Here is a 15,215-nt window from a genome sequence, read left to right on the forward strand (position 1 = left end):
ACTAATAAAAAATACCGCCTTTAATAGCGGTACATGTTTTCATAAATTATTTGTGTCGAATCTCTACTCTACGTACCCCCGGGCAGCCCACATACCGCTATTCCGAATCAGCTTACGCACGGATTCTACCTGGAAAGATGGAAGATGATGCCCCGGCATCAGATATACCACGCGGCCAGAACCGTATGTATGTGCCCACGCAGCAGGCCACCGCTGGCCATCATGCTCATATTCGGCAAGAATAACCGCCGATTCATGCGGACTCAGCTCGAACCGAAAAGGCTCTTCATCTATTGTAAAATCGCTCAAATTCTCCACAATAGGGTGATTCCCATGATTGTATCGAATTGGCAGTGACGTATATTCCGGATGTCCCGTAACCCTGCCGCCGATTAATTTTTCCAGCTCTTTGCTTTGCTGCAGAGAGATACCGTTGTGGATAGCCAGCAGCCCCCCACCGTTTCTCACATAGGATATGAGCGCTTGTACCTGATCTTCCGTTATCTTGAGATCCGAAAAGTCCGCGTACGATATGAACAGATCATAGCCCTCCAGCTTATCCTCCTGAAGCACGGCGTAATCATCCGTACATTCAACCTCCATAACATGCTCAAATATGGCTTGTAATTCGTGATCAATATTCGTAAATGGATGATATTTTGCTCCCTCGTATTGTCCAAGTGCCATGGCTTTCATATTCATAGTCTCCTCTCCTTCCCCTATTTCAACGGTTCATCCAACTTCTCTTCTGCCGATAACACCAGCTTTTAAATCGGCATCCTGGTCCATGATCGAAACTGCAATCGAACAAGGAGCCTTCAATCGCATGAATATTATCTAGGAACGAAATATATTCCCGATTTCGTTTGAGTCGATAGCCGCCATTCCCCACCCTTATCGATTCAATCATGCCCGCCTTCACCAACTTGGTCAGTATTTTGGACAAATAGGTTGGAGACACACTTTATCGCTCTGCCAACTGCTGTACACCTATTGGTTTTTGGGGAGTCGCCGCTGTAAGAAAGAGCATCATAATCGGTAGCCTTGGAGAACTTCATCCATAATCGCCTCAAACTCGGACTTAACAAGTCTATAATAACTATAATGTTTCATTAGGTCAAGGATAAAGCATACCTGCGGATTTCTTGAAAAAGTATGCAATTCGGAACGCCCAGGACGCTTGCCACGATAAAATCCGATCGATCTTCATTCCTAATTCCCGGAACTTAACGGGCTGCCTTTCCGGATTTAGATCTTTCGCCGAAACAAATAGCAATCTAAAAGAAATCGTAATTCGATATTGGTGCTAAAATCACGAGGGAGGGGATGCAATGAATCCATATAAGGTCATCATAGCAGGATGGTTTACAGTTGACCCGAATAAGCGTGATGAAGTAGTTAAAGCACACGAGGACCTCGTGAAACGTGCACGGCAAGCTCCTGGATGTCTTGATCTGGCAATAACGGCTGACCCGGTCGATCCATCGCGGGTCAACAATTTTGAGTATTGGCAGTCAGAAGAAGATTTAGAATCGTTTCGTGCTGTAGCAAATCCCCCAAAGCAAATTACTCCGATCCGAAGCGTTGAAATGCAGAAGCATGAAATCAGTAAATCGGGACCGCCATTCTAAATGAATCCAAAAAACGGCCGCATTCATCAATAGAGAAATGCGGCTTCATGTTGGCAGATCCCAGCTGTGCACACTTGATAGTTGAACTACCGGAGCACCTGTTCAATTACGGTTATCCCTATAGGTTCTTTTCATTTCAACTCGTCTCTTCTCTCAAATCATGCTCCATGAAGAGAATATCACGTTTCATTTCCTTCATGCCCTGTCTTGAAAGCCGCCCTGTCTCGAACATGGATTGGATGTTGTCTCGCTCGAGCTGAATTCCGACCCGGGCTACCTCCTGCATCGATGTGTCGAACTCTTTTCGGTTGCCGGTGTCCGATTCGTCTCTGGTCAGATGCAGCAGCGTACGCTCATATTGCAGAATCAGCGAGCTGACCAATTCCATATCCGGTTTGCCTTCTGCGAGCAGACCATTCAGCTGCTGAATGACATATGTAATATTTCGGATTCTGAGCTTGGTCAATTCGGCGCGTCTTTCTCGGATGCTTAACCGGACTTGCGGCAAATTCCCAAACAATTCGACCCACTCCTTAACGGGAAAAAGCTCCTTTTTATAACAGGCATCTCTTGTGTGCATGAACAACAGTTGGTTAATTTTCCCAAGGTAACGGTGCGCTGTGTATGGATTCACTTCTTTCTTTTTAAGCGCAAGCAGCGTGTTCTCTCTTTCCCATTTCAGAACAGACAAGCCCAAGGACCGCTGTACCGTATCATTCTTTTCATCTTTCCTGAGCGTTCGGATTCTGGAAGTATACGTATTGATGATCTGCACGGTTGCCAGCCGGTTCTGGTCCGTGGTCAGTTCGTTTAATCCGGCAACAACATTCCGCAGAATCTCAATTTTTGCCTGAATCTCCTCCTCTTCCTGCTCCGTTTGCGTTTCTTTCCCCAATAAAAGCGGCAACAAATAGTTGGAGGCGAGCAGGGTCCACAATATAACTCCAGCCGCAAGGAAAATGATCAGATCCCTGGCCGGAAATGCGGTGCCATCATTAAGAAACAACGGTAGTGACAACGTACTCGCCAGTGTAATCGTTCCCCGGACTCCCGATAGACTGAGGATAAGCGCCTTCTTAAACCGGGGCTGCCAAGGGCCGCGGGGTTGGGTCCCTTCAGAAATATCCATCAGAAGCGCCCAGATGAAGCGCAGCCCGAGTACAGCCGAAGTCAATAATAGGGTGTACATCACCACTTTTAGATTCCCTATTTCCGCGCTGCTCCAAATCGTTTGAATAATATCCGGAAGCTGTGTGCCAAGCAGCAGGAAAACCAGTCCATTCAATACAAAGATAATGACCGACCAGGTGCTTTTGGACACAACTCTCAGCTTGGCTACTTCGGGATTCATTTTCTTGTAACCGATAGAATGGGCGATTCCTGCGGCGACGACAGCCAGTATACCGTTAACCCCCATTTCCTCGGCCGCCATGAAAATCGCAAAGGGGGTCAGGATCTCAATCAGCATGTGGAGCGTGACATTCTCCATTCCCAGTCTTCGCAGCCAATTCACCACCCCATATTTTACAAACGTGAGCAGTAGGCCCAGTACCACACCGCCAAGGGATATGGAAATAAAGCTGATGCTGGCAGATTTGAAAGAGAACACACCGGTGACCATTGCGGCCACGGCAAACTGAAATGAGACCAGTCCCGATGCGTCATTTATTAAGGATTCTCCCTCGAGAATTTGCATCGTCTGATGGGGGATTTTCACCTTCTGCTCCAGTGCACCCACGGCCACAGCATCGGTAGGCGCTAGTGCAGCCGCCAGTGCAAAAGATGCCGCCAACGGGATGACCGGAAGTAGCCAATTCAGGAAATAACCCATCACGCCTACCGTTACAAACACCAGGCCCAGAGCTAGCAAAAGGATTGGTTTTTTCAGCTTCCACAGTGCTTCTTTATCCGCATGCCTGCCATCATTGAACAGCAACGGGGCAATGAACAGTAGCATAAACAGCTCCGGATTTAATTTCAGTTCATAGTGCAAGGGCAGCCAAGTAATCAGCATCCCCAGCACGATTTGAATAATAGGCACAGAAACCGAGGGGATAAACCGGTTCACTAAATTGGATAATGAGACTGCCGCCAACATCAGTAAAATAAATTCAAACAATTCCAAACGAATCTTACCTCCATATGTATCTGCATTCAGCAGCTATTCGTAAAAACTGCTTTGCTTTCTAACAAGAAACTCAACCTATTGTAAAATAAATTTATGAACTGGATGTGAATCGCTTTGCACTTTGCCTCAGAACAATAATCCATTTTCCCATAGGTATTCTTATCGGAATTACCGACAGCTTCATTAACACCTCCAATCTCAATTTGTTCTTCACTAGTCAACATAAATACTCCTCTCCAAAACTATCGAAGCTTTATTCAACAGTTCCTTCAGAGGAAATAATAGCAATTCCTTGAGTGATAACTCGTATCCATTACGGTTAACCCTTGTCTTTTTTCGGCTAGAACAAAAAATAGCCGCAGCTATTGATTGCCGATCGTCAATTAAACAAAATATTAGCGGAGAGTACTGCGGCTACCCCCCTTTGGTGTCTCAAAGTATGCAGATTATTTATCATAATAAAGGAAATCTATCCGTTACGGATTTAGCTGATCAGGCTCACTGCAGTAAAAGGCATCTCAGAAGAGCCTTCAAACAGGAGTTGGGTTAAGTCCTTAGGAGATGCAGGGGATCATCCGATTTCAAAGCGCACTAAAAGAGTTCCATAAGAGAAACTATTCCAACTTGACGGATCTTGCGCTTGAATATGGTTACTACGACCAATCCCATTTTACTAATTCTTTTTCGCGCTATTACGGATTGCCTGTTAAACGTTTAACAAGATCGTGAAAAGAAGTCCGTTTTTTCCTGTTTGGCCGGCCTGTAGTACTGATTCAATGATGACGAAAATATGAATTCATAAGATGGGAGCTGTAAAGCGTGACGATGAAGCTAAAGAGAATTGGAATTTTCGTGGAAGAGATGAAGAGGGCTTTGGATTTCTATCGGCTCTTAGGATTTGAAATACCGGCAAGTGCAAATGAAGAACAACATATTAAAGTCGAATGCAACGGAATAATCCTGGCTTTCGACACGAGGGAAACGGTGCAAGTTATTTTGGGCAGCTTCCAGGAGCCGATTGGAAATCGAATGGAGATTGCTTTCCATTTAGACAGTCGTGAAACGCTGGATGAATCGTATCGCCGATCGACGTCGCAAGGATATATTCGACATCTTGAGCCGAGCGATGCGCCTTGGGGCGAGCGCTATGCTATTATAAAGGACCCTGATGGCAATTTGGTCAGTCTTGTCGCTTTTTTCTTATGGAGTGAAAAGGAATGGCCGGTATCCTTATACAAGGAAACCGGCTTTTCGCTTTCTTAAGAATGACCTAAAGATTCTATTGCAATTTTGCAAACTCTGATTTTAGCTAGATCTGATTTTGTTGAGCTGCATATGGTGAAGGCCATTTTACTCGTATTATATGGCTTGGCAGTCGGTGCTGAACGAAATATTCTTGAAGTTACGTATGCTTCGAATGCTTCTCTTCGCCAGCCGGATGGTCCTCATTCCACTTTTCCGCCTGGGCGGTGCCGATGGCGATGGCGCGTCCCTCCTCGTAGCCTTCTTCAAGAAGCGCATTTGCGATTTCGACCGCTTTATTCCGCACGCGGGGCTCCAAATTTTTCATGGACACAGGGTAATCATGCTTATTCCAAGGCATTGTGAATCCCTCCATATAAGTTCTCGTTTATCCCTATATTACCCCGCGACACGCGAATCAAACGATGCCAATCCGCTCAGTGCATGATAATGGAATATCTAATGAACGGGCTGCTTTGATGTAGGGAAATATTCATTCAGAAATGAGACATAACTATTCGTAAAATCTCACTTCTTCAAAGCCCCGGGACCCACGTCTTTTGTCGTAAGCGGGCGGTTCTCCTTAGGTCCGTCAGCGTTGTATTCATCGGCACCTACGTCCGGCGCATACCGCATTTGCCCATCCATGTCATCAAGCGCGAACAAGGGGCTGACGGCTGCATCAATGGCAGGACTGTATACGGACAAGCGGATTAATCCGTCTATACCGCGGACCAACCGCAAATCTTCTTTTTTGACCGTTTCGCCAACAACGGGATTGTTCGAAGCTAACGCAATTCCTTCAACCATATTACCTTTATATTCAGGTCGTTCAGCTGCAGGAGCTTTTATCATTGCACCGGTTTCATTAAAGATCGTGCCTGCATTGCTGAAGATTAGATTGTTGTATATTTTCGTTCCTACGGGTTGATAGGTTCTTCCGCCGAGGGTGATCGCAGGGGTGTTGCCGCCTACATTGACAATCGTGTTGTGGAAAATCTGGACGTTGTACTGTCTCCAGTGCCCGCGCAAAAGCTCTGTTCTTTCCTCTTCCGGAAGACTGTTCAGCTCAGCGCTTTGCTCCTTATCTCCTCCCCATCTTACGGTTGGATTCGTTCCACCTTCTGGCCCCCCGTCATGCGTACCGCCGTCAAGACGAATGATCTTGTCGGTCAGCCCTTCCATGTAATTGTTGAAGATTTTATGATCGTTGCCGTAGATGCGGAAACCGCTGAGGCCAGGTGTTTTGCCGTCTCCGAGAATAAAATTGCCGTAGAAGCTGTTGCGGTTGCCATGCCGTGCTACAATGCCTCCATAGGAGTTACGTATCGTATTATAACGGATAATGTTATCGCTGCTTTTCACCGAAATAATTTCGTCTTCCCCGTTTAAACCGTTAAATAAATTATGCTGGATGGTCACATGGCCGGAATACAGGGATAAACTCGATAGCCCAAGCCGGATTGCTTCCAGACCATTACTGACCCGCGGACCGATATCATGGAAATGATTGTATTCGATGACATCGTATTGCGAAATGTTTTGCCCGCTGTGCCCTTCTCCATCATAAATCACTACCGCGCCAAAACCTTTTTTCGGACCAATGTCGTTATAGGCGATGCGGTTAAAGCTGCTCTTCCCTTCAACCCGAATATAATGCCGGTTCGTCCCGTTATCCGTCAGCAGCTTGTTATCTTCATAAGGCGTGGGCCCGTTGTACACTTCTCCGTTAGGATCATGGCTGTTCTCGCCGTACCGGCAGCTCCCTTTGACGTTAATTAGACACCATACGGAACGATTATCCACCATGAACCTATATGGCTGGTTGGTCTCATCCAGAGCGAACGTATTGCCGAGAATAGAAATGTGGCTGGCGCTCTGAAGCTGCACACCCGGGTGGACACCGGTCAGCGTACGGTTGGCAAGACCTCGCTCAATCAGCGACTGGTTACCCGCTTCATCCCCGATTCCGTTCTGGAACTTTAGTCCGCTCACCTCGACGTAGCTCGAATCTTCGATATGCAAATAGCTGTTGCCTGTGATTACCGCTTTACCGGCATTTGCTGCCGTAATGCGGATCGGATAAGCTGGACTGCCATACTTCTTCAGAATTACAAATGGACCGTTTTGTTCATAGTTCCCATTCTGAAGTTCGATCCATGTGCCGCTCACCGCCTGGTCCAGCGCCTGCTGCAGCTCTTTCGCTGTCTTGACTTTAATATGCTTGAGTACTGGAGGTTCTACATCGCCTTCGTTGACATTTCCAGCATCTGCAGGAGGCAAATTCGGCTCTCCCGTCTCTGGCGGGGTCCCCGTATATAATTCGACTTCCATGATGCTGTTCCACTGTCCCGAGCTTCCGCTTGCATTGTTTCCATAACCGATAAGACGCAAATATCTTGCCTTCACCGGATGTTCAAGCATGTAGGTCTGTAGAATGCTGTCCTCAGCCTGAAGCTGACGACTAAATTGCTTTTGGAATACGGTCGTTCCCGAACTGAAATCGGGTGAATCAGATGCTTTCATTTCAAAGTTGGAAAGTCGTTCCCTTGCATTCAAAAAAGCAATTTTTACATAGGTGACCTCCTGGGCCTTCCCTAGATCGAATTGAAGCCATTCTCCCTGTCCGGATGCTGACCAGCGGCTTTGCTGGCTGACCTCGTCTTCTCCCCAGATCCCATCCAATACATTGCCAGGTACGAAATTGGTATTCGGCTGGAATGAGCTGGCTGTGATGTCACTCACCTCTAGTTTCATTTTGTCGCCTCCCGTCTCGTTTGCAGCTCCCATAACATGTGATGGTTGCAGTGTTAGTGATCCCAGGATCAGCAGGAAAGCCAAGCTCAAGTAGATTCCAACGACATTTCGACATTTCCACATATTTGTCAAAAACGTATCCAATGCACTCCACCTCTTCTCTCATGAACTAAAATACTAAAAGTGCGTGAACAACCTCTAAAATGTGCGTTGTGACCAGCCGCGAAGTTTAGCAAGCGCCTCCACATAAAAATAATCCCCGTAAATCAAAGACACATTGACATTAACACCTTCGGGCTTATGACCTGTCGCGCCGTAAAGAATGCCTTCATGACCATTGTCATGGAATGCTGAATATTCCTCGGACAAAGAAGCAAGTATGCGTTCAGCGGCTTGATGGTACATGGCCCCTACTTCCGGAGCGGTTAAGGCAGCAAGCTCGAGCAAACCGGAAGCGGCGATTGCTGCAGCGGAAGTATCTCGCGGCTCCGCCTCCTGGTTCGGCACACGGAAGTCCCAAGGCGGAACATGATCCTCCGGTAATGAGGCGATAAAGTGATGGGCTATCCGCTGGGATGCATGCAGGTACCTGATATCTCCGGTAAACCGGTACGCGTTCGCCATACCGTACAACGCCCAAGCATTCCCCCGTGACCAGCAAGAATCCGCTGCGTAACCCTGACCGCCTTTGTATTCCAGCAGCTCGCCGTTTGCCGGATCAAACACCGCTATGTGGCAGGTGGATCCGTCGGGACGGATCATATGCCTTAAAGCCATGTCAGCATGCGCTTTGGCAATATGGATGAAACGCGGATCACCGCTTTCCTCTGCGGCCCAGAATAGAATAGACAAATTCATGAGGCAGTCAATGATTGCCCAGCCCGGCAAATCCTTGTTCCATGCCCGCAAGTATTGTCCAGCCAGGTTAAAGCGTCCGGCCAGGAAGTTGGCGGCTGCGAGTCCTCTCCGTCTGCCGTCCGGATCGCCGGTTAGCTTATATTTCAGAACTGAGGTCGGCAGAAATTGAAAACCGACGTCATGATGAAAACGGTTCTCTTCAAGCATAAGCCGCTCCATGCGGATATCCCATTCCCATGCGGCGTTCCGGTACTTCTCATCACCCGTTATGTCATAGTAAATCCATAACATCCCTGGCCAAAAACCTGATATCCAATTGTCCAGTGTCAGTCCATCATATTCTCCGTCCTTCGTGGCATGCGGAGCCAGCTCTGGTCCTTTGGCCATTAACCGGTCCACTTTTTGCTGAGCCTGCCTCCACCATCCTTCAAGTTTGGGATCACTTCCAGTCGCAAGCTTATTCATAACGTACCTCCCTGGGTTCTTTCAGTAATGTTCAGCCTTTAATGGCGCCGATCATGGCACCTTTGACGAAATATTTTTGCAAAAACGGGTATACGAACAGAATCGGAACGGTAGCCACGATAATGGTCGCGTGTTTAAGAGTCTCACCGATAACCGCTACCTCCCCGCCGCTTGCGCCTGTAGCCATCGAGCCGGCATCATTCAGCAGCAGCAACTCGCGTAAGACTAGCTGAAGCGGGTAAAGGGAACGGTCCTGTACATAGATCATCGCGTTAAACCATGAATTCCAGTGGCTGACCCCGTAATACAACAGCATGACGGCCATGACGGGCATGCACAGGGGAATCATGATGCGGAACAGGATCACGAACTCATTAGCCCCGTCGATTTTCGCCGATTCTTCCAGGCTGTCCGGTACGGCTTCGAAAGCAGTTCTCATAATGATCAGATTGAATGCCGATATCGCCTGCGGGATGATCAGCGACCATAATGTGTTCGTCAGCCCGAGCCCTTTTACCGTGAAATATAAAGGAATGAGCCCCCCGTTAAAAAACATCGTAAACACGATAAACAGCATGAACTGTTTGCGGTAGCGAAGTCCTTTCCGCGATAACGCATACGCCCCGAAGGCCGTAAGAATAATATTGAGCGCAAGCCCGCCTGCAAGCACGATAAACGTATTTAGATACCCTCGAATGATCATCGGATTCTCGAAAACCAGACGATAGGCATTTATGTTGAAGTGAAGTGGTTTCCACAAAATCCCTGAATGCTGCATATATAAGGTCGGCTCGCTCAAAGAAGCGAATAGTACGTAAATCAAAGGATACAGCGTACAAATCGTTAATCCCGTCAGCAGGGTATAGTTAAAGACATCAAATATCTTCCCGAGGGTGGAAGCCCCTTCCCTTCCTCGCTTCATGTGTTCATTCCCCCTACCACAAGCTCGTATTGTTCATCTTCCGGCTCAGCCAGTTGGAGCATATGACCAGCGTGAAATTAATAGCAGAGTTGAATAGGCCCACGGCCGAGCCGAAACTGTAATCGAATTCCTGCAGTCCCGTCCGGTATACATAAGAACTGATCACATCCGCCGTATCGTAGATGGAAGGATTGTACAGTAGAATGATTTTCTCGCCGCCGACATTCATGATTCTGCCCATCTCGAGGATGAAGAGGATGATGATCGTGGGCAGGATTCCCGGCAAAGTGACATGAAGCATCTGTTTCCAGCGATTTGCCCCGTCCATCCGTGCTGCTTCATACTGTTCCTGGTCAATACCAGCCAGCGCTGCCAAATAAATGATGGTTCCCCACCCGATATTTTGCCAGATCCCCGACGAGATAAAGATGGTCCGGAAATATTCCGGTTCAAGCAGCAGCGATACCCGCTCCCGGCCAAAAAACGACAATAGATCGTTAATGATCCCGTCACTCATCGTAAACTCTTTAATAATGCCGCAAACGACAACCAGCGAGATAAAATGGGGCATGTACGTTAATGTCTGCACCGTTCGCTTGAACACCGTTTTCCTCACTTCGTTTAACAAAAGAGCCAGAATCAGCGGTGCGGGAAAACCGAAAACAAGTTCATAAAAGCTGATTAACAACGTATTTTTGATAACGCGCCAAAAATAAATCCCTTGAAAAAAAGACTCGAAATGCTCCCAACCAACCCATGGACTGCCCATAATTCCGAGCCGCGGGGAAAAATCTTTAAAAGCAATCAGGGCTCCGTACATCGGATAGTAGTTGAATACGGTGAAGTACAACAGTACGGGGGTAAGCATGATATACAGCCATGGGTTTTTCCGGATATCTTTCAGCAATCCCCACCGGCCTATTGTTTTGGTGCGGGCAGAAGGCAGCGTGGTCGCATGCTGCACTTGAGACGGATATTTCGCCATGCCGTTGTCACTCCTCATGATCAATCTGCCACCCGGAGAAAGGCTTCTGTCACATTCCCTCCGGGCCGGCATCATTATCTCTTGTTATAACGTTCCAACGCACTCTGATAAATTTCGACTGCCCGGTCGATACCCAGCTTCTTGATCTGTGCAACGTACTGATCATAGTTTTCGATCGATTCCTTGCCGACGATGAACTTCACGAACATCTCTTCCTTGTAATTGTTTACGTCCGTCATAATTTTGCCGAGTTCCTTGCTCTCTTCATCCGTCGGCGTCAGGAAAGCCGGCAGTGTATGCTTCTCCGCTTCGGTATTGGACCAAATCTTGACGGCTTCATCCTGCTCTGGGTACGTGTTCCAGTTACGGCGCGAATCCGCTTCATATGGACCATTCGGCTTCGAGTAGATGGAAACCATCTGCTGCAGGCTGTATTTTTCATTATTTTTTATCAGATCGGTGTAGACAGGGGTTCCGTTTTCCATGGTGTAGCTCTCTCCTTCGATGCCAAAGTTAAACAGCATGGCACCTTCTTCGCTGTAGGCGTAATCCAACCACTTCGCAACCAGCTCCGGATTTTTGGCGGCCGTCGTTATCGCTTTGCTTGGCCCCGGGTTGTATTTGAAATCTCGCTGTCCAATGAACGGGATCTCGCCTTTATTCAACGTCGGATAAGGAGCACCCACGAGTTTAAACTTTGGATCCTGCTTTTTCATCGCATCCATCCATCTGCCCATGCCTCCGCTAAGCAAGCTTACCGTTGCTCCGGTCTGACCCGTTAGAATCTTGTTGTCCAATGCTTTGGAATCGGTAAGCGCAAAGTCCTTGTCGAATAAGCCCTCCGCAAACCATTTGCGGAACAATGTCAGGAAATCCTTATACTGTGGATCCACGGGACCATATTTCACTTTTCCATCATCGCCAATATAAAAAGAGTTGGACGTATGATACGCTCCGATAAAGGCATCACGAATTTCAAAGTTCCCTCCTGTGTACGTTACGCTGAGCGGAGCTGTCGCGCCTTTTTTCTCCTTAAACGTCTTTAAAGTGGCTTCCCACTCGTCAATCGTCGTAGGCACAGGGAGATTCAATTCGTCCAGCCAGTCTTTGCGGATCATCGGACCGCGGAATACAAGCCCGGAGGGATTGCGGATCATCGGGAATACATAATATTTGCCGCTGTCCGTCTTCACCATTTTGTCGAGTTCCTTGTCTTCTTCGAGCTTCTTCTTGAGGTTCGGTGCGTATTTGTCAATGATGTCATTCAGCTCCAAAATAACCCCGTCTTTAATCGCTTTCTCCGGTCCTCCAGGATAAGATACCGCACTCCGTCCCGTCCAGTCATACTCAATCGTATCCGGAAGCTCATCCGAGGCAATCATCAGATTAAATTGTTCCTTCGTCTGCTGGTCATTCGGATGGATGTACTTTACATTCACTCCCGTCTTCTCGGCAAGCTTTTTGCCGAATGGCGTGTCGGCAAGATTAGGAAAGAATGTAATCGCATTCAAATTGAGTCCTTCCCAAGAAGTAATTCCCTCGCTTGTTTTCAGCGGATATCCCGTGCCGAGATCTGAATCAGCGCTTTTGCCTTCCTGCGGTTTCGCTTCCGCGTCTGCTCCCTTGCCGCCCCCCTGGGAACATCCCGCCAGAACCAAGCTCATGAGAAGGACGACGGAAACTCCTGTTTTGATACGCCTTAACAAGCTTTTACTAGTCAGCAAACGTTGGACCATTGCCATTCCCCCGATTCGGATGGTTTAATGAATACCCTTATGAATTGAAGTATCCGATGCCCATTGTTCATCAAATCCGTAAAAGTGAACATAGACAAAACATAAAATCACAGGCAAATTGTAAAAACGCCTGTGATTTTTTTTATTGCGCCGCTCCATTCGCCGCCTTTTGATACGCTCCAGGGGTGATGCCTTCGAATTTTTTGAAAGTCCTCACAAACGTGCTGACATCCGCATAGCCGACGCGACCGGCAACTTCATTGACCGTCAGCTTGTGTTCCTGTAGGAGACCTTTGGCTTCGGCCAGACGAGAACGGTTAATCGTATCGAGCAGCGTTTCGCCCGTGTGATCCTTATACAGGCGCGATATGTAAGAGGGAGTCATCCGGAAGGCATCCCCGATCATGGAAATATTCAGATTTGGGTCATGTAATTGATCCTCGATGTAACGCCGCACATCTTCAATCAAATAACGGTGATGGTCTCTTTTCTCGGTTTGGATCCATTCGCACACCTGCTTCAGTTTATCTTTCATCTGCTCCTTCATCTGCAGCACATGTTCGCATGCGAGTAGCTGCTCCACATCGAGGAGATGCAAATCTAGTGTACGTTTGCTTGTTACGCTCACCTCATCGAGCGTGTTCAGCATCGTGCTAGCCATGTTGTACATTAGGCATTTCGCAAGTGGTACGGATACCGGGCGGCCCGAAAAGTTTTCCCTGAAAATATCCTCAAGCAGTACTTCCGCTTTTGGGTAATTCCCGCTTTTCACCACATAAATCAGCTGCTGTTCCACGCTTAGCGGATAATAATAATGATGCTCCGATACTTGCTTCAAATGGATATCCATGTACCGGATGATTTGCCCGCTCCCCAATACGATCCGGTACTCAAGCGCATCCAGCGCCTCCTGATAGGACTGCGTAATTCCATATATTTGGGAATGGCCCCCACCAACCGCTATCGTCAGTTTCACCTGCATCTGCTCATGCATAAATTCACGAATCTGTGCCGTAATACGCTGAAGGATCTCTTGCTCCTGTTCCTCAGAAGTGTCGTTTTGGAAATTCACAATCGATGCAAAACAATCGTTCATGTCTGTAGCGTATACGACACCCTCGCCCGCTAACGTATCTTCAAGCACATTTGTCAGTATAAAATGCAGCATTTGCTGCTTTTTATCCGACAGATCCTCCGAGCCGTATTGTTCGAATTTTCCGTATTCATCCACAGATATGAGCACGACGACAAAGCGGTCGGACAGAAAACGGATGTGATGGGCGGCCAGAGATTCGTGCAGGAGTGCATCCTTCTCTAAAGCCCCTTTAAGCAGCCTGCGGAGCAAATGGGCTCGGATCGTATTCCGGTGCTTGTCAAAGCGGGCACGCATGTCTTCCTTTTCCGTAAAATAATGATGTATAGCACCTTGCAGAAAGGAATATTCGCTCGAGCCGCCGTCGAAGCGCAGTCCGAATTTATGGGAAAGGCTCTGCAGCATGACCTGGATGGGCATGTAATTTTTTCGCAAAAACAGTACGCAGATGACGCCGCCGACCAAAAAACACAGCCCGATGCTGATCCAGGTCAGCTTGCGCATATACTCCATTTTCTCGTTAAATAGAGTCGCCGGTACTACGGATACGTATTTCCAGCCCGTAATTTTGGATGTTATATAGGAAATGGCCGCCTGATGTTCCTGCACCTCTTTATACACCATACCTCGATGTCCCTGAAGCTCTTCGTATCTGAGCCGCTGCGGCAGCGTGCCGATATGATCCGGGGCAGCAATGTAGCGACTTTCCGTATCCAGTATGAACATGCTTGCATCTGGATGCCGGGGAGCACTCTCGATTAACTTGGCATCCTTCATTACGAATAAGACGATGGCAGGCGGCTGGCCCGGCATGTTGAAAACCAATGAGCGCGCGAATACTACCACTGGGGAAACCGTGCCGTCATCCCAGTACTTCATCGGTATATAATCGTTTACATACTTTTGGTCAAATAAGCTGTTCCACTGCTTGAAAGTGGTATTTTGCTGCGGGCGCAGCTTTTGAAACAAACCTTGGGGGTTCAGATGATCATAGGTGGATATCACTGTATCGCTGTTTGTATACCACACATAGATTTGATCAATGTAATCATTGGCGTTTTTATAGGTTCTCAGACTCTCCGAAATTTGAAACAGATCATAGTAGTGAGCGTCCGACAGCGGAAGATCAATACTGGAGAAGCTGGAAATGTTGCGGTTTAACGCGATCTCGAGGCTCAGCTGTTCCAGCCCCTTTAGCTTGCTGTCAATGGACATTTCCATCTGCTCGAGCAGCAGATCATTCGCCCGGTTGGTTTCGGCCTTGACCTGATTGAATGAGATCGAATACATGGCAAAACTGATGAGAATGGGTACCGTAAGAACGGTAATATAGGATACCAACCAGGTTACAATCACGCTCCGGTTGTACTTGCGCAGCTGCTTGAACATTATCCGATT

13 protein-coding genes and 1 pseudogene are annotated in these 15,215 nt (G+C 47.7%); 4 read left to right on the plus strand and 10 right to left on the minus strand.

Going from position 1 to position 15,215, the window contains the following annotated elements; genetic code table 11:
* Positions 1 to 63 precede the first annotated feature (63 nt).
* Both RJP21_RS17800 and RJP21_RS17805 read right to left on the minus strand, forming a co-directional pair.
* Positions 64 to 702, minus strand: coding sequence for a ThuA domain-containing protein (locus RJP21_RS17800; protein WP_397386236.1), 639 nt, complete (start codon positions 700 to 702; stop codon positions 64 to 66).
* 17 nt (positions 703 to 719) lie between these two features.
* Positions 720 to 1,058, minus strand: a pseudogene (locus RJP21_RS17805) (Rrf2 family transcriptional regulator).
* 273 nt (positions 1,059 to 1,331) lie between these two features.
* On the opposite strand from RJP21_RS17805, the gene RJP21_RS17810 reads away from it, so the two are divergent.
* Positions 1,332 to 1,631, plus strand: coding sequence for a putative quinol monooxygenase (locus RJP21_RS17810; protein WP_310860469.1), 300 nt, complete (start codon positions 1,332 to 1,334; stop codon positions 1,629 to 1,631).
* Positions 1,632 to 1,767: 136 nt separating this feature from the next.
* Here the strand turns inward: RJP21_RS17810 and RJP21_RS17815 are convergent, their stop codons facing one another.
* Complete coding sequence (locus RJP21_RS17815; RefSeq protein WP_310860470.1) at positions 1,768 to 3,756, minus strand: Na+/H+ antiporter; 1,989 nt, start codon at positions 3,754 to 3,756, stop codon at positions 1,768 to 1,770.
* Between the two features lie 442 nt (positions 3,757 to 4,198).
* On the opposite strand from RJP21_RS17815, the gene RJP21_RS31290 reads away from it, so the two are divergent.
* The 3 genes from RJP21_RS31290 to RJP21_RS17820 all read left to right on the plus strand — a co-directional run bounded on the left by RJP21_RS31290 (position 4,199) and on the right by RJP21_RS17820 (position 5,022).
* Positions 4,199 to 4,309 carry an AraC family transcriptional regulator gene (locus tag RJP21_RS31290; protein WP_397386239.1) on the plus strand — a complete coding sequence of 37 codons (111 nt, stop codon included), beginning with the start codon at positions 4,199 to 4,201 and terminating at the stop codon, positions 4,307 to 4,309.
* Between the two features lie 11 nt (positions 4,310 to 4,320).
* Positions 4,321 to 4,488, plus strand: coding sequence for an AraC family transcriptional regulator (locus tag RJP21_RS31295; RefSeq protein WP_397386237.1), 168 nt, complete (start codon positions 4,321 to 4,323; stop codon positions 4,486 to 4,488).
* A 96-nt stretch (positions 4,489 to 4,584) separates the two neighbouring features.
* Positions 4,585 to 5,022 (plus strand): VOC family protein, encoded by a 438-nt coding sequence (locus tag RJP21_RS17820; protein ID WP_310860619.1) that lies wholly within the window; start codon positions 4,585 to 4,587, stop codon positions 5,020 to 5,022.
* A gap of 139 nt (positions 5,023 to 5,161) precedes the next feature.
* Here the strand turns inward: RJP21_RS17820 and RJP21_RS17825 are convergent, their stop codons facing one another.
* From RJP21_RS17825 to RJP21_RS17855, 7 genes are all read right to left on the minus strand, one after another.
* Positions 5,162 to 5,362 carry a DUF2188 domain-containing protein gene (locus tag RJP21_RS17825; RefSeq protein WP_310860471.1) on the minus strand — a complete coding sequence of 67 codons (201 nt, stop codon included), beginning with the start codon at positions 5,360 to 5,362 and terminating at the stop codon, positions 5,162 to 5,164.
* 167 nt (positions 5,363 to 5,529) lie between these two features.
* Positions 5,530 to 7,902, minus strand: coding sequence for a chondroitinase-B domain-containing protein (locus RJP21_RS17830; protein ID WP_310860472.1), 2,373 nt, complete (start codon positions 7,900 to 7,902; stop codon positions 5,530 to 5,532).
* 54 nt (positions 7,903 to 7,956) lie between these two features.
* A complete protein-coding gene (locus tag RJP21_RS17835) occupies positions 7,957 to 9,081 on the minus strand; it encodes a glycoside hydrolase family 88 protein (protein WP_310860473.1) in 1,125 nt (374 codons plus the stop codon).
* A gap of 31 nt (positions 9,082 to 9,112) precedes the next feature.
* A complete protein-coding gene (locus tag RJP21_RS17840; protein WP_310860474.1) occupies positions 9,113 to 10,003 on the minus strand; it encodes a carbohydrate ABC transporter permease in 891 nt (296 codons plus the stop codon).
* A 13-nt stretch (positions 10,004 to 10,016) separates the two neighbouring features.
* Positions 10,017 to 10,988: an ABC transporter permease gene (locus RJP21_RS17845; protein ID WP_397386240.1), complete on the minus strand. Its 972-nt coding sequence runs from the start codon at positions 10,986 to 10,988 to the stop codon at positions 10,017 to 10,019.
* Between the two features lie 74 nt (positions 10,989 to 11,062).
* Positions 11,063 to 12,724, minus strand: coding sequence for an extracellular solute-binding protein (locus RJP21_RS17850; RefSeq protein WP_310860475.1), 1,662 nt, complete (start codon positions 12,722 to 12,724; stop codon positions 11,063 to 11,065).
* A gap of 142 nt (positions 12,725 to 12,866) precedes the next feature.
* Positions 12,867 to 15,206 (minus strand): helix-turn-helix domain-containing protein, encoded by a 2,340-nt coding sequence (locus RJP21_RS17855; RefSeq protein WP_310860476.1) that lies wholly within the window; start codon positions 15,204 to 15,206, stop codon positions 12,867 to 12,869.
* Positions 15,207 to 15,215: the final 9 nt, after the last annotated feature.

Origin of the sequence: Paenibacillus sp. VCA1 (assembly GCF_031583795.1) — a bacterium.
Taxonomy (GTDB): Bacteria; Bacillota; Bacilli; order Paenibacillales; family Paenibacillaceae; genus Paenibacillus_AQ; species Paenibacillus_AQ albilobatus.